This is a genomic window from Franconibacter sp. IITDAS19, from assembly GCF_023079515.1.
Taxonomy (GTDB): domain Bacteria; phylum Pseudomonadota; class Gammaproteobacteria; order Enterobacterales; family Enterobacteriaceae; genus Franconibacter; species Franconibacter pulveris.
In genome coordinates this window covers 183,342-203,033 of sequence record NZ_JALJCP010000005.1, presented here as the reverse complement: position 1 = coordinate 203,033, position 19,692 = coordinate 183,342, and the positions used below count along the sequence as shown (strand labels likewise).

Genomic DNA, 19,692 nt, shown 5'->3' with positions numbered 1-19,692 from the left:
CGCCATGCTGACAACTTTCACCACCTCCCGCCTCGCTTATCGCCAGCTTACCGCCGAAGACTGGCCCTTTTTTCTCTCCCTGCAGCGCGACGAAGAGGTGATGCGCTTTATGGCGGATCGGGGCAGCGAAGAGGAGATTTATGCGGCGTTCGCCACGCGTTTGCCCGTCTGGACGCCGGAAAGCCGCCACTGGCTCGGCCTGTTAATAAGCGAGCAGGCAAGCGGCGAGCCGGTGGGCGTAACGGGGTTTATCCGCCGTGAAGAGGATAAAGCCGAGGTGGGCTATCTGCTGGCGAAGCGGCATCAGGGGAAAGGCTATGGCTACGAGTCGCTGCGCGCGGTCTGCCATCTTGCGTTCAAGCAATGCGGCATCCGTAAGCTTGTCGCCACCGTTACGGTGGGCAATGATCCTTCGCGCAGGCTGCTTGAAAAAACGGGCTTTATGCTTGAGGGCACGCTGCGGGAAAACTACTTTCTGCACGGCCGCTGGCAGGATGACTGGGTATTTGGCCTGTTAAACCAGGAATATTGTTAATCGGCGTTTTCTTCTCCGTGTGCCAGGCTTAAAACATGTGACCCTAAGCCAATGCTAAGGAGAAGTATGAAAAAGGCACTTATCATCGCTGCATTTACTACCCTGTTTACGCTGCCCGCCGTGGCTGAAGACCAGCCGGGACTGAAAACGGGCGATGCACCGCCGCCGCCGCACAAAATCGATAGCGGCTATCGCGGCGCGGAAACGCACAAAACCATGTCCATCAAAGAAGGTAAAGAGATGCATGACGGCGCTTCCGTTTCGTTTCAGGGCAACCTGATCCAGAAGAAAGGCAACGATATCTATGTGTTTCGCGATAAATCGGATCAGATTGACGTGATGATCCCGATGGCGGTGTTCCAGGACCGTCAGATCGAACCCGATCAGCTGATTACGATTAACGGTACGCTGGATAAGAAACAGCAGCCGCCCGTAGCGCGCATCGACCGCATCATCAAAGAGTAAAGTTCAGGTTTTTGCGCCCCTCTCCCCGGTAAGGAGAGGGGCCTTTAGCGCATCGGTTACGATCCGCCTCCCTGTTTACTCTCTTTTTCACATTCGATGACATCCTCAAACGCCGCAAGCAGACTGCCCGACGCCGTGCCTCTTACAGGAACATCCCGCCAGAGACCTCAATGCGCTGCGCGTTCATCCAGCGCAACTCATCGCTGAGCAATGCGGCGATGGCGTCGCCAATATCATCCGGCAGGCCAACCCGGCCCAGCGCCGTTTGCGACGCGATAGCGCGGTTCATCTGTTCGTTGTCGCGAACGACGCCGCCGCCAAAGTCTGTTTCAATCGCGCCTGGTGCGATGATATTGACTGAAATGCCCCGCTCGCCCAGCTCTTTCGCCTGATAACGCGTCAGCACTTCCATCGCCCCTTTCATCATGGCGTAGGCCGCCTTGCCCGGCAGCGCGAAGCGCGCCAGCCCGCTGGAAACATTCAGGATCCGCCCACCGTTTTTCATCAATGGCAGCAGTTGCTGAGTCAGGAAGAAAGGTCCTTTGAGATGGATGCGCATCATCTCATCAAACTGCGCCTCGCTGGTCTCAGCAAACAGGACATCGATGCCTGTTCCGGCGTTGTTTAATAAATAATCGAAGCTGTCACGCTGCCAGACATCTTTCAACTGCGCCTTCACCTCTTTAACAAAATCGGCGAAAGTGTTGCTTTCGGCGACGTTCAGCTGCAATGCCACTGCTTTTACGCCTTTTAGCTCAATTTCGCTGACCACTTTTTCCGCTTCCTGACGCTGGCTGTTGTAGGTCAGGATGATGCCTGTTCCTCGTTCAGCCAGCTTCAGCGCCGCGTTTTTCCCCAGGCCGCGGCTGCCACCCGTTACGATTGCGATACGTTGCGTCATAAAAACCCCCTCTTTGCCGTTGCAGTGATTGAGAGAAAGCTTATTAGCTGATAAAAAAACAATAAATGTGCTGAATTGCGTTTCACTGTTTCAATAACAACAACAATGAGCCATTCCGATGGATAAAATTCACGCAATGCAACTCTTCGTACGGGTGGCGGAACTGGAGAGCTTTTCCCGCGCCGCCGAAACGCTCGGCCTGCCCAGAGGCAGCGTGTCCCGCCAGATCCAGGCGCTGGAAGCGACGCTTGGCGCAAGGCTCCTGCACCGCACCACGCGCCGGGTGCAGCTCACCCAGGACGGCATGGTCTATTACGAACGCGCCCGCGACCTGCTGGCGAACCTGGATGAGCTGGACAGCCTCTTCCTGCACGACCCGGCAAGCGTCAGCGGGCGGCTGCGCGTCGATATGCCGGTGGCCGTGGCGAAAAACCTCGTGATCCCGCGTCTGCCCGCCTTTTTGCAGCACTACCCCGGTATTGAAGTAGAGCTTAGCAGCAGCGATCGGCTGGTGGATGTGGTGCGCGAAGGCTTTGACTGCGTGGTGCGTGTCGGCCAGCTAAAAGAGTCGGGGCTGGTGGCGCGACCGCTAGGCAAACTGACGATGGTGAACTGCGCAAGCCCCGACTACCTCGCCCGGTTTGGCTACCCGCAAACGCTGGAAGACCTTGCCACCCACGCGCTGGTGCATTACGCCGCCAACCTCGGCACGCGCCCACAGGGGTTTGAAGTGTGGAGCGATAACGAAACCCGCTGGGTCAAAACCGGCGGCGTACTGACCGTCAACAGCACCGAAACCTATCACGCCGCCTGCGTGGCGGGTCTTGGGATTATTCAGGTGCCGCGCGTCGGGGTCAAAGCGGCGCTGCGCAGCGGTACGCTGGTGGAAATTTTGCCGCAATACCGCGGCGCGCCGATGCCGGTCTCGCTGATTTATCCTCACCGCCGCAACCTGTCGCGTCGGGTGCATCTCTTTATGGAGTGGCTCAGCGGGGTGATGAAAAGTTACGTTGATTAGCGTCAGGCTATACTTTTGTTTATGTCGATTAACACCCATAAGGAACCGCTTTTAATGACGACACCGGAGAAGCCTGCAAAACGGCCAACGGAAGACCTGGATTACAAACCCGTGCCGCAGCTTGACACCCGCCCGCCTGAGGAGAAAAAAGCGGAGCCTAAGGAGAAAGGCGAAGGCCCCGTCGCCGCCGTTACGCAAACCGTGGAAAAGCTGGAACGTCGCCCGATGGTGGCGCATCTTATCCGCGCAACGGAGCGTTTTAACGACCGGCTCGGCAGCCAGTTCGGCGCGGCTATCACCTATTTCTCGTTCCTGTCGATGATCCCTATCCTGATGGTCTCATTCGCCGCCGCCGGGTTTATTCTCGCCTCTCACCCCACGCTTTTGCAGGACATCTTCAGCAAAATCCTGATGAACGTAAGCGACCCGACGCTCGCCCAGACGCTGCAAAGCAGCATTAACGCCGCCGTGCAGCAGCGCACCACGGTAGGTATTGTCGGGCTTGGTGTGGCGCTCTATTCCGGGGTGAGCTGGATGGGCAACCTGCGTGAAGCTATTCGCGCCCAGTCGCGCGAGGTGTGGGAGCGTGGCGCGCAGGACGAAGAAAAGTGGTGGGTGAAATACCTGCGCGATTTTATCTCGCTCATCGGCCTGCTGGTGGCGCTGGTCATCACCCTCTCTATCACCTCGGTCGCCGGCTCCGCGCAGGAGGCGATTATTCGCTGGCTTTACCTTGATTACATTCCCTGGCTGAAACCCGTCTGGCATCTGATTGGCCTTGCGATTTCCATCTGCGCCAACTTCCTGCTTTTCTTCTGGATCTTCTGGCGGCTGCCGCGCCATCGCCCGCGCCGTAAAGCGCTGGTGCGCGGCTCGTTTATCGCCGCGATAGGGTTTGAAATCATCAAAGTCATCATGACCTATACCCTGCCTTCACTGGTGACGTCGCCGTCCGGCGCTGCCTTTGGCTCGGTACTGGGGCTGCTGGCGTTCTTCTACTTCTTTGCCCGTCTGACGCTCTTCTGCGCGGCCTGGATAGCCACCGCGGAATATAAAGACGACCCGAAAATGCCGGGCAAACACTTCGACTAAACCGGCAGGCGGGTTGAAAAACCTCTGTTTTTTTCACCCGCCGCCGCTACTTCAGCATATAAATCCAGCCTGTAACTTTTGTTTAACCAAAAACTAGTTTTATCTTCTAATTTTCAAAAATCGTGAAGCATTTCATAGAAGATATTCGGCGAGCCCGAAAATTATTCGCTTTTTGCCTGTTTTTTGCGCAAAGCGCCGGCGGGCAGCGCGTTGAAATGTCGCTTTTGCTGTGGCTAATATGGCTGTCCGACGGTAAAAAATAAGAAATATCTATGCAAGCATCACTCGCAACGACTCTGGAAAACGACCAGGACGCCACGCCGGTAAACTCTCGCGGTAAAGTGGTTATCGCCTCGCTCATTGGCACCGCCATCGAGTTCTTTGACTTTTACATTTATGCCACAGCGGCGGTAATTGTCTTCCCGCACATCTTCTTCCCGCAGGGCGACCCGACCGCCGCCACGCTACAATCGCTTGCTACTTTCGCTATCGCCTTTGTGGCGCGCCCGATTGGCTCCGCCCTGTTTGGCCACTTCGGCGACCGCGTGGGCCGCAAAGTGACGCTGGTCGCCTCGCTGCTCACCATGGGCATTTCGACGGTGCTGATCGGCCTGCTGCCAGGCTATGAGAGCATCGGCGTGCTCGCCCCGCTGCTGCTGGCGCTGGCGCGCTTTGGTCAGGGCCTGGGTCTTGGCGGCGAATGGGGCGGCGCAGCATTGCTCGCTACCGAAAACGCGCCGCCGCGCAAGCGTGCGCTTTACGGCTCCTTCCCGCAGCTTGGCGCGCCGATCGGCTTCTTCTTCGCCAACGGCACCTTCCTGCTGCTCTCCTGGCTGCTGACCGACGAACAGTTCATGAGCTGGGGCTGGCGCGTGCCGTTTATCTTCTCCGCCGTGCTGGTGTTGATTGGCCTCTACGTGCGCGTTTCCCTGCATGAAACGCCGGTGTTCGCCAAAATCGCCAAAGCGAAGAAACAGGTGAAAATCCCGCTTGGCACCCTGCTGACGAAACACGTGCGCGTGACGGTGCTCGGCACCTTTATTATGCTTGCGACCTATACGCTGTTTTACATCATGACGGTCTACTCCATGACCTTCAGCACCACGCCAGCGGCGCAAGGCGGCCTTGGCTTCTCGCGCAATAGCGTGCTGTGGATGCTGATGATGGCGGTGATTGGCTTTGGCGTCATGGTGCCGGTAGCAGGGCTGCTGGCGGACCGTTTTGGCCGCCGCAAGAGCATGATAACCATTACCAGCCTGATCCTGCTGTTCGCGCTGTTTGTCTTCCCGCCGCTGCTCGGTTCCGGCAACCAGGCGATGGTGATGGCCTACCTGCTGATTGGCTTAAGCCTGATGGGGCTGACGTTCGGTCCGATGGGCGCGCTGCTGCCGGAGCTGTTTCCAACGGAAGTGCGTTACACCGGCGCCTCGTTCTCCTATAACGTGTCGTCGATTCTGGGAGCGTCGGTTGCGCCCTACATCGCCACCTGGCTGCAGGCGAACTATGGCCTGACTTACGTTGGCATCTACCTTGCGGCAATGGCGGCGTTAACGCTGATTGCGCTGGTGGCAACGCATGAGACGCGCGAGCAGGCGCTGTAATCCCGCCATCGCGTTAATGAAAAAGGCTGCCTTCGGGCAGCCTTTTTTATCTCTGTGACACCGGGCCCGGCGGGTAACGCGTTGCTTACCGCCGCAGGAGATTCAGACGAACCGGCCCGTTCTTCTTATTTCTTCATTTGCGACAAAATCGCGCCGCACTGATTCTCGCTGCCCTCGGACGGCGAAATCAACGCCAGCAGCGCGGCGGCCGGGGTCACCAGCGTCGCCAGCGCGGCGGCTACGGCGCCACGGGCGATGAGCGGCCCCGGCTTCACGCCGTAATCCGGGTTCTTGAAGGAGCCGCGCACGTAAAGCGGCGAGCGCAGCGTAACAATACGCACCCCTTTGCTTTCCGGGTTAATGGTGAGATCGAGCCGCTCGTTGGCGAAACTGGTGGTGCCGGTAATGTTAATCAGCGCATTTTCCGTATCGAAGGCGAAAATTTGCGGACGGGCCACGCCGTTCACCAGATCGAGGTTCGCCGCCGCGCAGTTCACGCGCACCTCCTCATCGCCGAAAATCTGGCCGACGACAAAGTTACCCACGTTGAGGCCGAGAATTTCCATCAGGTTGCGGCTAATCAAGCCATCATTCATCAGCAGCTTCAGGTTGCCGTTGCTGCTGCCAAGCAGCGCCGCTACTGAGTTACCAGTGCCGCGGAAATCCGCATCGCCGTTCAGCTCGCCGAGCGTCTTTTGCATCAGCTCCACATCCGGCATCAGCTCTTTAAGCTTCAGGCGACGCGCCTGAATATCCGCCGCGCCCTGCATCGGCGATTTTCTGCCGTCCAGATGAATGGTGGAATTAATGGTGCCGCCCGCCATGCCGAACTTAAGCGGCTTCAGGCGCAGGTCGCCGTTGGTCAGAATGATATGCGTAGTGAGGTCGCTTAACGGCAGGCTGGCGCTGTGTTCAATGCGGCGGCCTTTAAAGCGCACGTCCGCATCCATCACATCCCATTTATCGGTTTCGAATTTATCGTACGGCAGCACTTTATCCGCCGGCTGCGACGATTTTTCGCCCTTGCGCTGTTCGGCGCGTTTGCTCTTGTCAGCCTCTTTGCCAGAATCGACGCCGATAAGCGGCCCCAAATCCGCCAGACGCAGCTGGCGCGACTCTAAATCACCCTCCAGCTTCGGCCGCGGTTCGCCTTTGGTATAGGTGAGCGAACCGTGAATGTCGCTGTCGCCGATGCGACCGTTAAAACCGCGATAATCATAGGTGGAAGTTTTATCGCCGATTTTCGCCACCAGTCGGCCATCCGTTTCAAACGGCGGGGTGTCCGGCAGCAGTACGCCGGTCAGCTCGTAAAGCTCGCCCAGCGAATCGCCCGCAAATTTCAGTTTTAAATCCACCCCGCCCATGTTCATCGGGTCATTAACGGTGCCGACAAAGGCCACGCGGGTATTACCGGAGCGTAAATCGGCCTGCACCGGGAACGGCGTGCCTTCGCTTCTCAGCGCCAGCATGCCGCCGATTTTTCCGGTGCCTTCAACGGCCTGGCCGTTGTAGCGCCCGTCCGCTTTCAGGCCAAAAACATAGTTGCCGACGTTGCCCTTGTTCTCTTTATCATCTGCGCCGGTCACTTCATTGAACGGCAGAGGTTTGCCGAGCGGATCGACGGTAATTTTCACATCGGCGCGGCTGAGTTTGTCATCAATGGAAATATGGCCTTTATCGAACAGGATATTGTCGAGCTTAAAAGACCAGGCGGAAGGCTGGGCGTTCTCCTCTTTTTTATCGCTGTTCGCCAGGTTAAAGGTCCAGTTATTGTTTTTTTCCGACAGGCGAATCAGGCGCGCATCCGGCTGCACCAGTTTAATCCAGGGGATGTAGACCGTTTTGGTCAGCAGCGCGAGCGGCGCGAGCGTGGCTTCCACGCGAGGCAAATGCACCATGGTGACTTCAGGGATTTCAGGCGGGTTGCCGAGGATAATGTCTTCGGCATGGACGTGCGGCCACGGCACCCAGCTGCGCCAGCCGGTTTCCTCTTTGCTGCGCTCCCACACCACGCCCAGATCGCCGCGAATAGCGAAAGGACGGTTCAGCTCGGTGGAGACTTTCTCGTTAATGGTCGGTTTTAATCGGTTCCAGTCAAAAGTGGCGATAACAATGATTAAAATCACGATCAGCAACACGAAGATCCCTGCTACCGCACTGATTATTTTGCCTGTTTTTGTCATTTCCGCGCCTTCCCTTTCTACCTTGCCTTAAGTAAAGATAGTTTAGGGAAACGGAAACAACATCAGGAAAGTCTTAGCATTACGCGCTCCAGGGTATCAAAAGAGACCGGACGGGAGAGGAAATATCCCTGAGCGGCAAGCGCGGGCGAAGCCTGCACGTCGCGCCACTCCTCTTCGGTTTCCACCCCTTCGACAATCACCCCTTCACAATAACGATTCATTAGTTGCAGCAGCAGTGTGAAAAGGTTTTGGCCCTCAGGCGTTTTACGCAGCATCGTGAAGAGCTCGCGCGCCACTTTGATATAGTCGTAACGGACTTCGCTTAATGCCGAGAAGTTCGCCATGCCGGTGCCAAAGTCATCCAGCCAGAGCGGCCCTAACTCGCAAACGCTGGCGAAAGAGGAGTCCTGCGGCAGGCGGATATGCTCCACCAGCTCAAAGCGCACCCACTCAAGCCGGTTGGCTCGATCCAGCAGTTCGCTGTGTTCGCGCATCGTCAGCAGCGTGGGGCCGTCAATGTTCACCGAGGCCAGCACCTGGTTTTGCTGGAAAAAGGCGGCTCGCGCCTCCAGCACCGACAGCTGTTCGTCAATTACCATCAGCCGCTGGCGAACGGGCAGTTCCGAAAAATAGCGGTCAGGCGGAATGCGCCGGTCCGGCTCGCGGGGATGCGTGACCACCGTCAGCAGCTCTACCGCCAATAGTCGCCCATCGGTTTTATATATGGGTTGATAGGTATAGGCACGCTCACACTGCAACCAGAAACGCCGCTCCTGGAGATTTTCAATGTTCGCGGCAGGCATAGGTAGCCGTTGAGTGACCTGTTTTAACTTCATCGTAGTCGTCCTGTTAAACGTGATGGCTGTCCTGGACTCGCCAACGAATTATCGGCCCGCCAGGTGAGAACTTTATGTTCAATCTCTGCCTGTTTATGAATCACTGTTTTTCCGGGACTTTCAAAATACCTGTTTGGCTCAAATAAATATCGGAACGATGTTTTAAAATGTTTGACGGATTTATCAGCGGAGCACACACTAGCTTTCATTTTCTCTGTACAGGTTCTTCACTATGTCTTTGCAAAAAATTGCCGTTATTGGCGAATGCATGATTGAACTGTCGCAAAAAGGCACGGAGGTAAACCGTGGTTTTGGCGGCGATACCCTTAACACGTCAGTTTATATTGCCCGTCAGGTCGCGCCGACCGCCCTCTCCGTGCACTACGTCACCGCGCTGGGCCAGGACAATTTCAGCCAGCAGATGATCGACGCCTGGCAGGCAGAATATGTGAAGACCGACCTGACGCAGCGCATGGAGAACCGGCTGCCGGGCCTGTATTACATTGAGACCGACGCCAGCGGCGAGCGTACGTTTTACTACTGGCGCAATGAAGCGGCGGCCCGCTACTGGCTGGAGAGCGACAAGGCAGACGCCATCTGCGCCGAGCTTGCAGGTTTTGACTACCTCTATCTGAGCGGCATCAGCCTCGCTATTCTCAGCCCGCAAAGCCGTGAAAAACTGCTCAACCTGCTGCGCAACTGCCGCGCCAACGGCGGCAAGGTGATTTTTGACAACAACTATCGCCCGCGCCTGTGGGCCAGCCGCGAAGAGACACAGCAGGTTTATCAGCAGATGTTAAGCTGCACCGATATCGCCTTTCTGACGCTGGATGATGAAGACGCGCTGTGGGGCGAAAAGCCGGTAGAAGAGGTGATTGCGCGCACCCATGCGGCGGGCGTGCGGGAAGTGGTTATCAAGCGCGGCGCGGATTCTTGCCTCGTCGCCATTCAGGGCGAAGCGGTGCTGGACGTGCCGGCGGTGAAACTGCCAAAAGAGAAAGTGATTGATACGACAGCCGCGGGCGACTCCTTCAGCGCCGGCTATCTGGCGGTGCGCCTCGTCGGCGGCAGCGCAGAAGAGGCGGCAAAACGCGGTCATCTGACTGCGAGCACCGTCATTCAGTATCGCGGCGCGATTATCCCCGCCTCGGCGATGCCGGCCTGAGGCCATAAAAAAAGCGCCGCGCGGCGCTTTTTTTATCTGCAACACGCCTTACTGCGCAGGCGGAATATCGGTCACATCCTGATGGGTGTCGTCGGCGGCGGCCGGCGTGACGGCAGGCGTCATTATCTTATCCCACGTCGTTTGCAACTCCTGCATGCTGTACTCAGGCTCACCCTTCGGCTGCAGCAGAATCAGCGACATCGTCTGCGAAAGCTGCTGACGGAGATCCTGGTTTAGCTGCTCAAGCGTCAGGCTGTCCAGGAAGCTCTGGCGCAGCTTCTGGTATTGCTCCGGCGCGATATCCACCACCTGGTTTTGCAAAGAGCGCATCCGTTGGTTGATAAGGATGTCGGTATCTGTGCGCGCATAGGTGGCGAAAAGTTTTTGCAGCTCCAGCTTTTTCTGCGCGATAAGCGCGTTGAACTCATCCCCGGAAAGGCCATTGCCGCGCACGTTCGCCAGCTCACGGGCGACCAGCGCCAGATTGCTGTTGAGCTTGTCGGTCGGCGATTCCACGTTAATGGCGCACTGGGCGCGCTGGAACAGCACGCGGCAGTCAAAGCCGATGCCGATATCCTTGATGCTGTTTTTGCTTAAATTTTGCTGAACGTGCCAGAACAGCGCCTCGCGGGCGAGGTCGGCGCGCCAGTAACGCTGCAGCGCCGCGGATTCGCGGATAGGCTGCCAGGGAGTGTCCCACATGATGGAGAGCCTGTCCTGGCGCACCATATCGGTCATGATGCTCACCGGCTCATGGCGCAGCGGAGAGAGCGTCGGCACCGGCGCAGGCGTCTCGCGCTTGCCTTTCAGGTCGCCAAAGGTTTTGTTGATCTGCTCCGCCACCGCGCGGCTGTCGATGTTGCCGACGACGATAAGCGTCATCGCGTCCGGCGTATACCACTTCTGGTAAAACGCTTTCAGCTGGTTAGCATCCACCGGCTGACGGATCTCATCCGCCGGGTCGTGGCCGAGCAGCGTCGATCCCTTCAGGCGGTAGCGCCACCAGCCCTCTTTGGTATCGATGGGCGACGTAACGACCATATCCTGTCCCTGCAACGCCTTTGTAATGCTCTCAGGGGTGATTTTGGTTTGTCCTGCCGCGTCGGCAAGGTAGGTCAGCGCTTCTTTGAGTAAATCGTTGCGGTTATTGGGCAGGCTCAGATTAAACAGCGTGGTGTCATAAGAGACAATAACCGGCGGCAACGGGCGCTTCGGGTCGATGCTTTGCTGCCATAAGGAGCGCGCCTGAGTGGGTTGCAGGCTGCCGCTCTGGGTCAACGCAAGGCGCGGCAGAAAGCGGCTGTAACCGCTCTGCTGGGTGCTTTCCGCAAGCGAGCCGGTATTAATGGAGAGGCGGATTTCCACTCGGTCGCTGGGGCGTTGCGGCGTCGCCAGCACCTGCCACTGAAAACCGTTCGCCAGCGTGCCTTGTTGCCAGGCCGGGTCGGGCTGGAGCGCTTCTGCCTGCACGTAGCCAGTAGCCGCTATCATCAGCAGGCTCCCGGCGAAAAGACGAATTTTAGTGCCCTGCATGTGTACCCCTGATCAACATTCCTGGTTAAAAATCATTCAAGCGATGACCTGTCGCGCATGTACGGCCATCAAAGGTGACGTCAGAACTTTTCGTTTGACCGCGAAATTAACAAAACGTCACGCAATAAAGTGAAATAAAAGCCAATTATGCGCAGGGGCCCGCAGCCGAGGCAAGCGGCAGCGGGCAGAAGAGTGAGATCAGGAGGAGATTTGTTGCGGGCGGGCGTCGCGTTTTTTCGGGTTCAGCGTCGCTTTGAGCTGCTTTTCATCAAGCTGTTTAACCCACTTCGCCACGACGATTGTCGCTACGCCATTGCCGACCAGGTTAGTCAGCGCACGCGCTTCCGACATAAAGCGATCGATGCCAAGGATCAGCGCCAGCCCCGCGACAGGCAGGTGGCCTACCGCCGAAATGGTCGCCGCCAGCACGATAAACCCGCTGCCGGTTACCCCGGCCGCCCCTTTCGAGGAGAGCAGCAGCACCACCAGCAGCGTGATTTGATGGAAGATATCCATATGGCTGTTGGTCGCCTGGGCGATAAACACCGCCGCCATCGTCAGATAAATGGAGGTGCCGTCGAGGTTAAACGAGTAACCGGTCGGGATAACCAGCCCCACCACCGATTTCTTGCAGCCCAGCTTCTCCATTTTATCGAGCATGCGCGGCAGCGCCGACTCTGAAGACGACGTCCCCAGCACAATCAGCAGCTCTTCTTTGATGTAGCGGATAAATTTGAAGATATTGAAGCCCGTCGCGCGGGCAATGGCGCCCAATACCACCACCACGAACAGAATACAGGTGATATAGAAGCAGACAATCAGCTGGCCGAGCTGCACCAGCGTGCCGACGCCATATTTCCCAATGGTGAAGGCCATCGCCCCAAACGCGCCAATCGGCGCAAGGCGCATGATCATATTGATAATGCCGAAGATAACCTGCGAGAAGCTTTCAATAACGTTGAAAATCAGCTGGCCGTTTTTGCCAAGACGGTGCAGCGCAAAGCCAAACAGCACGGCGAACAAGAGCACCTGCAAAATGTTGCCGCTGGCGAACGCGCCGATGACGCTGCCGGGGATAACGTCCAGCAGGAAGGCGACTACGCCCTGCTGCTGCGCCTGTTCGGCGTAAACCGCCACCGCTTTCGCGTCCAGCGTCGCCGGGTCGACGTTCATGCCCGCGCCTGGCTGCACCAGGTTCACAATAACCAGGCCGATAATCAGCGCCAGCGTGCTGACGACCTCAAAATAGAGCAGCGCGACCGCGCCGGTGCGCCCAACCGCCTTCATGCTTTCCATGCCGGCGATGCCGGTCACCACGGTACAGAAAATCACCGGGGCGATAATCATTTTGATGAGCTTAACGAAGGCGTCGCCCAGCGGCTTCATCTGCGCGCCCAGCTCCGGGTAGAAGTGGCCGAGCAGAATGCCGATGGCGATGGCGGTCAAAACCTGAAAATAAAGGCTCTTGAAGAGTGAGAGTTTCATAGGGTGTCCTTGAAGGTAATAACCACAAGAAAAGTGCTTGTTTAGCAATCCTGTTGGCTAAAAGTAACACCCGGTATACATCACAGAAATAACAACACACCAGCTTGTTAACATTAATGTTAAAAATTATGAGCTGGCTCGCATAAGTCGCGCTGAATCGCAGCGCTTACGCCGCTGGGCCGGAGCGAGAAAGGTAAAGACGCTCAAACTCCTGCGCCGTTGTCGCCTTACCGAACAGGTAGCCCTGCGCCAGGCTCACGCCGGCGCTGGCGAGCCAGTCGCGCTGCGCGTCGGTTTCCACCCCTTCGGCCACTACATCCAGCGACAAACTCGCCGCCAACTGAATAATCACGTCGGCCATGCCATGCTCCTGCGGCAGCCCTTCAATAAATTTTTTATCCATTTTCATCACGTCCACCGGCACCGTTTTCATATGGTGCAGCTGACGCAGGCTGGCGTACCCCATACCGAAATCATCCAGCGCAATACGCACCCCGGCGTTACGCAACGGGCGCAGAATAGAAACCGCCGCGTCCGGGTCGTCGATACGGCGGCTTTCCGTGACCTCCAGCACCAGCGTGCCTGGCGCGATGCGGTAGCGTTCAAGCAAAGCGAGCAGCGAGGGCACCATCTCATGGTGCAGCAACTGCAACGCTGACAGGTTTACCGACAGCGGCATCGTGATGTTGCGGCTTTGCCAGGCCGCCAGCAGCCGACACGCCTCCTCCAGCACCCAGTTGCCCACCAGCACCATCAGGCCGCTGGATTCAATGGTTTCAATCAACCCTTCCGGCAAGGCCCAGCTGCCGTCCGCCTGCTGCTGGCGAAGCAGCGCTTCGGCACTAACTACTTTGCCGGTGCGCAAATCGACCTGCGGCTGAAGCCAGATGGCGTACTGATGGCTGTCGAGCGCATTGAGGATATCGCTCTCTTCGGTCAGCCGCCGCTGCGCCTGAAGCGTCTGCTCGGGGTCGAAAAAGAGCACCTGGTTTTTACCCTTGCGTCGCGCGCTGAAGGCGGCCACCACGGCATGACGATAAAGCTGCTCTGCGCTGAGTTCGCCATGGTACATCGCGATGCCGATGCTGGCGGTAGGTCGCAAATGCAGCTCGCCGCCAGGCAGGTTTTCACCGATCGCGGCAAGCAGCTGTTGGGCAAGCGTTAACGCATGCCCCCGCTCCTTCACGCCGTGGGCAATAACGGCGAAGTCATAATGGCTGACCTGGGCGATAACCATTCTCGGCGAGAGTGCCGACCGCATTCTTTCCACAATGGTGACGAGCACGCGGCTGCGTTCTTCTTCACTCAACACCGCCGCCGCTTCCTGCAAGGTTTCACAGGCGATAAACACCAGCGCCGTGGTTTTACCGCCCGAGACGACCTTTTCCAGCAGCGACATCAGCAGCGCCCGGTTCGGCAGGCCGGTAATCGGCGAGTGGGTGCTGAGCGCCGTGGTCTCTTCCTGCAGGCGCATCAGCGTTTGCTGGTTGCGGTTATAGCTGCGCACCAGCATGCCTATCTCATCATCTTTATGCAGCCGCGCCAGCTTAAGCTGGTGAGGAAGCACTTTCGCCGCGTCCAGCTCGTTAAGCTCGCGGGCAATTTTACGCAGCGGGTGGACGATAAGCCGGTTAACGCACCAGGTAATGGCCACGGAAAGAATCAGCGAGAGCAGTAGCCAGGCGGTAAGCAATGTTGAAATCAGGTGCATGATAAAGCGATAAACGCGCCACGAGTCCGCCTGCAAAACCAGATAGGCCAGGGGCTGCGGGTTCGCCGGGCGTTCAAGGGAGTACAGCGGCAGGGAAATCTGCACCGGCAGCTCAAAAATGCGCGAAATCATCATCGGGATGGGGCGATCGGGCGTGAAACGCACCCTTAACGCCTGAAACTGGTTTGGCAGCACCACGTCGGCGCGGCTGATAACGCCCGCCGGTTTGATCTGCTGCAAAATCGCTTCCGCTTCGGGAATATCGGCTTTCAGAATGGCGGCGGAGAGAGGCTGGCGCACCGAGCGCGCCACGCTCTCCATCTGCATGGCAACGTTATAGCGATTGGACTGCGCGAAGTGAAACAGCAAAATCACAACAAAAACAAAAATAAACACCAGGGAGACGGCTGACACCGTCGCCATTTGTTTAATCGTTAAGGAACGACTGACTCGCAAGTTAACTCTCCACTGTGCCTCTGCCCGCTGCAAATAATGCGCTTTGCGGGCAGAGTATACTGCATTGTGTAGAATTTTGACCGCGAACTCTCGGCGCTAACCCTTTATTCAGACTACCAGTCCGCGTATGGCACCAGCGGCTGCGGCGGCATATCCATATCGCCCTGCCAGCCCGCCTGGGAGTAGCGTACAAATATCTGCGCATGGCTTGGGGTGTAATCTTTCGCCTGCTGGATATCAATGCCCGCACCGATCGACCAGTTTTTGCTGATGCGTCTCTCCACCAGCGCGCGCGCCGTATAGCCGAAGCCGGACCCGGTGCCGCCGGATTCCGGCTCCGCCTTATCGCCATAACGGTCAAAAACGCCGTCGCCGTCGGTGTCCTGCGGCGAAGGAACCAGGCCGGAAAGCGGATAGCGCGGCCCGCTGCGGGTACGCGAATGCGACCAGGAAGCGGAACCGCCCACTTCCCATGACCAGTTTTCCGTGCGCTGGCGCCAGGTCAGCGGCACGGCGAACGACACATACTCCTGAGGACTGTAATAACCGCCCTGACCGAGGTTATAGCCGCTCAGGTCCTTCTCGTAGTGCCAGATCATGTTGTTCAGGCCCAGCGTCAGGCGGCGATTATCCTCGTTAATAAACTTATAGTAATAGCCCGTCATCCAGCGCACGCGCCAGTTGTCCTGAACGTTTTTACCCGTCAGCATATCGGCGTTAAGGCTCGCCCATACGCCGTTCGCCTCGCCTTTATCATAGCTCAGGCTCACCCCGCCGCCGGTGGCGCGAACGCCGCCCCAGGTCGTACCGGTATTGGCGCTGGCGTCTTTCTGCCCGGCAAACGCGAGCAGCGAGCTGGAGAGAGGGCGACGGTGCGCGTTAAGCGTATAGCCAACAGGGCCGAGATCGTCGCTGTAGCTCAGGCCGCCTACGATATCAACGACCTTAAAGCCCATCGGCGTCGTGCCGATATCCCCCTCCCAGGTGTCGTTGCGCCAGCCCGCCGCGACGCTTACGCCATGCGCTTTTTGCGAGGCGCTGCCATAGCATGGCGTTGCCTCGCAGGTTCCCCAACTGGGGCTATATACGCCATCTTCGCTTTTAAAGCTTCCGGCGTTCATATTCACCACGTCGGTGCGAAAGAACATCCGTCCGTCGCTGAGCGGGGCGTCTACCTGAAACATGGTGGTGTGCGCTTTCAAATCTGAATAGCCCGGCGTACCGCTGGAGCCCCAGTAGTCGTGGTCGAGCGTGACGTTCACATCCTGTTGACGGTAAAGCGCCGCCGCGTCGCTGCGCACGCCGCGCTTAAGCCAGTCATCTTTTTCATGGTTGCGCGTCAGCCGGGTGAAGTCGCCGTTATCCCGTGGCCGTGAAGGCGCAATGCCCGACGCCACCATGGCGTCGCGATACGTTTCCAGCGCCTGCTGCGGCTCGCCATCCTGCGCCTGAAAACGGGCCGCGTCGCGCAACACCAGGGCGGTGGCCTGTGAGGGCGGTTGCGACGTCGCCTGCGGGATAAGCTTGCGAAAACCTTCGCGCGCCGCTGTTTTATCCCCCGCCAGCGCCAGCACGTTGGCGACGCGGCGTTCGGCATTCAGCGCGGGCGGCTCACCGGGGGACGCGACAGGCAGTTGCGCAAGCTGCGCTCGGGCGCCAGCGCCATCTCCTTCGTCCGCCAGCACTTCTGCAAGTCCCAGACGCGCGTCGGCGTTGTCCGGCTCCCGTTGCAGCACTTTCTGATACAGCGCGCGCGCGTCAGCATCGTCACCGCGCTGCTGCGCCCAGTCCGCCAGCGTTAAATCAATGCGGGTGGCGGGCGGCTGGCTTAGCAACAGCGTGATGGCCTGGCGCTCCTGGCCTGCATCGCGCAGGCGGTTAGCCTGATTAATAAGCCCGTTGCTCGCCAGCCGCTGCGCCAGTTCGTGGATATTCGGGTTCCATTTCGCCTGCGGCAGCGCGGCGATTTGCGCCAGCGCCTCCTGGTCGCGGTCCTGGCCGGAAAGATAGAGGCTGCGAGCGTATACCTGTTCAGCATCCTGCGGCTTAAGCCGGGCGAGGTCGGCAAAAGCGGCGTCAGCCGCGGTTTGCCGACCGGCCGCCGCCAGGTCTTTCGCCAGCCGGTATGTTATCCAGACATCGCCGGGCGAAAGCGCCAGCCTTTCGCGGTGACGCGCCGCCGCCTCGCTAAAGCGCCCCTGGTTTTCCAGCGCGGCGGCCTCCTGCTCCAGCCGGTCGTTAGTCAGGCTGCGCTCGATATCATCAATGCTGCGCCGTTGGCTGGCGCTTAAGCCTGCAATAAAGGCGCTGGCTTGTACCGGCGACTGGCGGCGGTAAAGATTGGCAAGACCGCGCACCGCGTTGCTGTTGCCGCGGTCCAGGCGCAGCGCCTGCTGATAATAGCGCTCCGCCGCCGCGTCATCCTTTTCCGCTACCGCCACATCGCCAAGCCCCAGCACCGCGTAGCTGTCGCGCTTATCCACCGCCCGCGCCTGCTGGTATTTCCGCTTCGCAAGCGCGATGTCGTTGGCCTTCAGGGCCGCGTCGCCCTGCCCGATGAGCAGCCAGTAACGGTTAGTCTGCAGCAGACTGTCCCATTTGCTGCGATTGTCGCTGGCCGGGTCGATAGCCATGGCCTGTTCAAGCAGCGACACCGCCTTCGCCCGGTTGCCCTGCCGGGCGTAAGCCTGCGCCAGCGCGCCCAGCACTTCGCTGTCCTGCGGATTGGCGCGTCGCGCCTGCTCAAGCTCAGGCAGCGCGCCGCCGCCCTGCCCGGCATCCACCGCCGCCAGCCCCTGCGCGCGGGCGCGAAACGCCGGGTCGGCGAGCTTCGCCTGCTGCTCCGCCAACTGCGTTTGCGCTTTGGCGACGCTGTCGCCAAAAGAAAATACCGATAAATAGCGCTGCAACGCTTTTACGCTGGCGTCGCTTATCGGCATCGACTGAATATGTTGATACCACTGTCGCGACGCGGTCTCTCTGCCGGTGGCTGATTTCGCCAGCTGTTCAAGAACGGCGAACCCTTCTTCATCGCGGTCGCTGGCGAAAAACAGCTGCGCCAGCGTGCTGCCGGCCTGCACGTTGCCCGGCTCCTGGCGGTTAATCGCCTGAAGCTGGCTTAACGCCTCGTTACGCTGCGCGGGCAGCTTCGCCGCGAGCGTCCAGTACTCCACGGCCAGTTCGCCCTGGGGCGGCTTGCCGTTAAACAGTTTCTGGTACGCCGCCAGCGCCTGTGGGACATGGCCGGTGGCGCCGAGCAGGCGGGCTTGCTGAAGCTGCTGGCGGCCTTCTTGCGAAGCGAGCGTCATGGTTAACTGCGCCTGGCGCAGCGCGTCAGAACCCGGCGCGAGCGTCGCTAATCTGTCGAGCTGCCTCTGCGCGCCCGCCATATCGCCCTGGCGCAACTGGTAGCGCAGGCGCGCGCTAATCGTCTGCGGATTGTCCGGGTCCATCAGCTCAAGGCGATAGAGCGACTGGCGCACCAGATCGTCGCGCTGCGTCGTTTCGCCAAGGCGGATCTGCTCGAGCAATTGTTGACGAACGTCAGCCTGCGCCCAGGCCTGCGGCATCAGGCCGAGGCCGAGCGTCAGGCCGAGCAGGCTTATGGAGAACTTCGACATTCTTCTCCCCATCCAGGCGCTACTTCTCCCTGGGCTGAAAAACGGAAACGGTGCTCATCCCACCCCTGGCCAAACAGGGTAAGGACGTAGCTGTAATAAGCGTCATTTTTGGGAAAGTTATCGGCCACGCGCTGGCGCTGAATCGCCTGGGCGTCGCGATTCTGAAGAAAGGGCAGCAGCGACGCGGAAAAGCCCACCGGCCCCTGCCCCTGCGGTTTGCCATCCGTCACGCCCACTTTTTCTGGCGGCACGCCTTGCTTTTGCGTCAGCGCCGCCATGGGTTTGAAGCGTTGCAGCAGGGCGGCTTTTTGCCTGTCACCGTCATGCAGCATGCCCACCCACAAATAGACGCGAATGGCGTCATAGCCGCTCACCAGCGGTTTTTCCGGCTTCATCTGCCAGCTTGCGCCTGTCCAGTTGACCCAGTCGGGCGAAAAACCCTTCGGTGCGGTTTCGGCCAGCAGCCGCAAGTTGCTCTCCTGAACGGCAGTCCAGGGCGCACCGTAGCGGGTGAAGTAACGCGCCAGCTGGGGCGGTAAGTAGCTCGGATTGAGGCGCCAGACGTTGTGCTCAGCGAAACCGACTTTGCCCGGCAGCAGCGTCAGCCCCAGTCCCGGCACCTTAACCACTTCCTCTTTAGCGATACGCGCAAGCAGCGCCTTGCCGGTTTCGCTATAGCGCGGCGTTTGCCACACTCTTCCGGCTTCAAGCAGCGCCCAGGCTATCCAGACATCGGCGTCGGAGGCGGAGTTGGTATCCAGCACCGTCCAGTCGTTTTCCGCCTTTTTGCCCCATAGCCAGGCGGGCAATGACGTTTTCAGCGACCCGCCGGCGAGGTTGTTTTCGGTCCACGCCAGCAGCCTGTCGAACGCCTTTTGATCGTTAGCCGCCAGCGCGAAGAACAGCGCATAGCTCTGTCCTTCAGAGGTGGTGATGTTGCGCTCGCTGCTCGGGTCGATAACCCGGCCTCCCTCGCTGACATACTCTTTTTTAAACTGCTCCCAGGCAGGCCAGCCGCAGGCGGCGTGCGTGGCGGTCGCCGCCAGCAGCAGTCCCGCTATCGCTCCTTTGCTCAGGCGCGTCATTGGCGC

At 58.9% G+C, this 19,692-nt stretch carries 14 protein-coding genes; 6 read left to right on the top strand and 8 right to left on the bottom strand.

Annotated features, from left to right (window positions below; all coding sequences use genetic code 11):
* Positions 1–4 precede the first annotated feature (4 nt).
* A complete protein-coding gene (locus tag MT962_RS15330; RefSeq protein ID WP_247365995.1) occupies positions 5–535 on the top strand; it encodes a GNAT family protein in 531 nt (176 codons plus the stop codon).
* 66 nt (positions 536–601) lie between these two features.
* Positions 602–1,000 carry a YdeI family stress tolerance OB fold protein gene (locus tag MT962_RS15325; RefSeq protein ID WP_024556175.1) on the top strand — a complete coding sequence of 133 codons (399 nt, stop codon included), beginning with the start codon at positions 602–604 and terminating at the stop codon, positions 998–1,000.
* 142 nt (positions 1,001–1,142) lie between these two features.
* Here the strand turns inward: MT962_RS15325 and MT962_RS15320 are convergent, their stop codons facing one another.
* Positions 1,143–1,901, bottom strand: a complete 759-nt coding sequence (locus tag MT962_RS15320) for an SDR family oxidoreductase (protein ID WP_024556174.1) — start codon at positions 1,899–1,901, stop codon at positions 1,143–1,145.
* 118 nt (positions 1,902–2,019) lie between these two features.
* Between MT962_RS15320 and MT962_RS15315 the strand changes: the two genes are divergently transcribed.
* The 3 genes from MT962_RS15315 to MT962_RS15305 all read left to right on the top strand — a co-directional run bounded on the left by MT962_RS15315 (position 2,020) and on the right by MT962_RS15305 (position 5,612).
* Positions 2,020–2,919: a LysR family transcriptional regulator gene (locus MT962_RS15315; protein ID WP_024560521.1), complete on the top strand. Its 900-nt coding sequence runs from the start codon at positions 2,020–2,022 to the stop codon at positions 2,917–2,919.
* Positions 2,920–2,973: 54 nt separating this feature from the next.
* Positions 2,974–4,011, top strand: coding sequence for an inner membrane protein YhjD (yhjD, locus tag MT962_RS15310; protein WP_024560522.1), 1,038 nt, complete (start codon positions 2,974–2,976; stop codon positions 4,009–4,011).
* 272 nt (positions 4,012–4,283) lie between these two features.
* Positions 4,284–5,612, top strand: coding sequence for an MFS transporter (locus MT962_RS15305; protein ID WP_024556171.1), 1,329 nt, complete (start codon positions 4,284–4,286; stop codon positions 5,610–5,612).
* A gap of 125 nt (positions 5,613–5,737) precedes the next feature.
* Here the strand turns inward: MT962_RS15305 and MT962_RS15300 are convergent, their stop codons facing one another.
* The gene (locus tag MT962_RS15300; RefSeq protein ID WP_024560523.1) at positions 5,738–7,795 is read right to left on the bottom strand and encodes an AsmA family protein; all 2,058 of its coding nucleotides are present in this window, start codon (positions 7,793–7,795) and stop codon (positions 5,738–5,740) included.
* 62 nt (positions 7,796–7,857) lie between these two features.
* The gene (gene pdeH, locus MT962_RS15295; RefSeq protein WP_024556169.1) at positions 7,858–8,631 is read right to left on the bottom strand and encodes a cyclic-guanylate-specific phosphodiesterase; all 774 of its coding nucleotides are present in this window, start codon (positions 8,629–8,631) and stop codon (positions 7,858–7,860) included.
* A gap of 232 nt (positions 8,632–8,863) precedes the next feature.
* Here pdeH and MT962_RS15290 point away from each other — a divergent pair, with 232 nt between their 5' ends.
* A complete protein-coding gene (locus MT962_RS15290) occupies positions 8,864–9,796 on the top strand; it encodes a sugar kinase (protein ID WP_247365993.1) in 933 nt (310 codons plus the stop codon).
* A gap of 48 nt (positions 9,797–9,844) precedes the next feature.
* Here the strand turns inward: MT962_RS15290 and MT962_RS15285 are convergent, their stop codons facing one another.
* From MT962_RS15285 to bcsZ, 5 genes are all read right to left on the bottom strand, one after another.
* On the bottom strand, positions 9,845–11,329 hold the full coding sequence (locus MT962_RS15285) for a pitrilysin family protein (RefSeq protein WP_024556167.1): 1,485 nt from the start codon (positions 11,327–11,329) through the stop codon (positions 9,845–9,847).
* Positions 11,330–11,527: 198 nt separating this feature from the next.
* Positions 11,528–12,814, bottom strand: coding sequence for a dicarboxylate/amino acid:cation symporter (locus MT962_RS15280; protein WP_024556166.1), 1,287 nt, complete (start codon positions 12,812–12,814; stop codon positions 11,528–11,530).
* A 166-nt stretch (positions 12,815–12,980) separates the two neighbouring features.
* Entirely contained in the window at positions 12,981–14,981 is a 2,001-nt protein-coding gene (gene hmsP / locus MT962_RS15275) for a biofilm formation regulator HmsP (RefSeq protein ID WP_247365992.1), read from the bottom strand.
* A gap of 113 nt (positions 14,982–15,094) precedes the next feature.
* Positions 15,095–18,601 carry a cellulose synthase complex outer membrane protein BcsC gene (gene bcsC / locus MT962_RS15270; protein ID WP_247365991.1) on the bottom strand — a complete coding sequence of 1,169 codons (3,507 nt, stop codon included), beginning with the start codon at positions 18,599–18,601 and terminating at the stop codon, positions 15,095–15,097.
* Positions 18,583–19,686 carry a cellulose synthase complex periplasmic endoglucanase BcsZ gene (bcsZ, locus tag MT962_RS15265; protein ID WP_188724097.1) on the bottom strand — a complete coding sequence of 368 codons (1,104 nt, stop codon included), beginning with the start codon at positions 19,684–19,686 and terminating at the stop codon, positions 18,583–18,585. Before bcsZ ends, bcsC begins: the two co-directional genes overlap by 19 nt.
* Positions 19,687–19,692 lie beyond the last annotated feature (6 nt).

Bases quoted from the DNA above. Each gene is read 5' to 3' on its own strand.
- MT962_RS15330 (WP_247365995.1), top strand. From the start codon at position 5: ATGCTGACAACTTTCACCACCTCCCGCCTCGCTTATCGCCAGCTTACC.
- MT962_RS15325 (WP_024556175.1), top strand. From the start codon at position 602: ATGAAAAAGGCACTTATCATCGCTGCATTTACTACCCTGTTTACGCTG.
- MT962_RS15320 (WP_024556174.1), bottom strand. From the start codon at position 1,901: ATGACGCAACGTATCGCAATCGTAACGGGTGGCAGCCGCGGCCTGGGG.
- MT962_RS15315 (WP_024560521.1), top strand. From the start codon at position 2,020: ATGGATAAAATTCACGCAATGCAACTCTTCGTACGGGTGGCGGAACTG.
- yhjD (WP_024560522.1), top strand. From the start codon at position 2,974: ATGACGACACCGGAGAAGCCTGCAAAACGGCCAACGGAAGACCTGGAT.
- MT962_RS15305 (WP_024556171.1), top strand. From the start codon at position 4,284: ATGCAAGCATCACTCGCAACGACTCTGGAAAACGACCAGGACGCCACG.
- MT962_RS15300 (WP_024560523.1), bottom strand. From the start codon at position 7,795: ATGACAAAAACAGGCAAAATAATCAGTGCGGTAGCAGGGATCTTCGTG.
- pdeH (WP_024556169.1), bottom strand. From the start codon at position 8,631: ATGAAGTTAAAACAGGTCACTCAACGGCTACCTATGCCTGCCGCGAAC.
- MT962_RS15290 (WP_247365993.1), top strand. From the start codon at position 8,864: ATGTCTTTGCAAAAAATTGCCGTTATTGGCGAATGCATGATTGAACTG.
- MT962_RS15285 (WP_024556167.1), bottom strand. From the start codon at position 11,329: ATGCAGGGCACTAAAATTCGTCTTTTCGCCGGGAGCCTGCTGATGATA.
- MT962_RS15280 (WP_024556166.1), bottom strand. From the start codon at position 12,814: ATGAAACTCTCACTCTTCAAGAGCCTTTATTTTCAGGTTTTGACCGCC.
- bcsC (WP_247365991.1), bottom strand. From the start codon at position 18,601: ATGTCGAAGTTCTCCATAAGCCTGCTCGGCCTGACGCTCGGCCTCGGC.
- bcsZ (WP_188724097.1), bottom strand. From the start codon at position 19,686: ATGACGCGCCTGAGCAAAGGAGCGATAGCGGGACTGCTGCTGGCGGCG.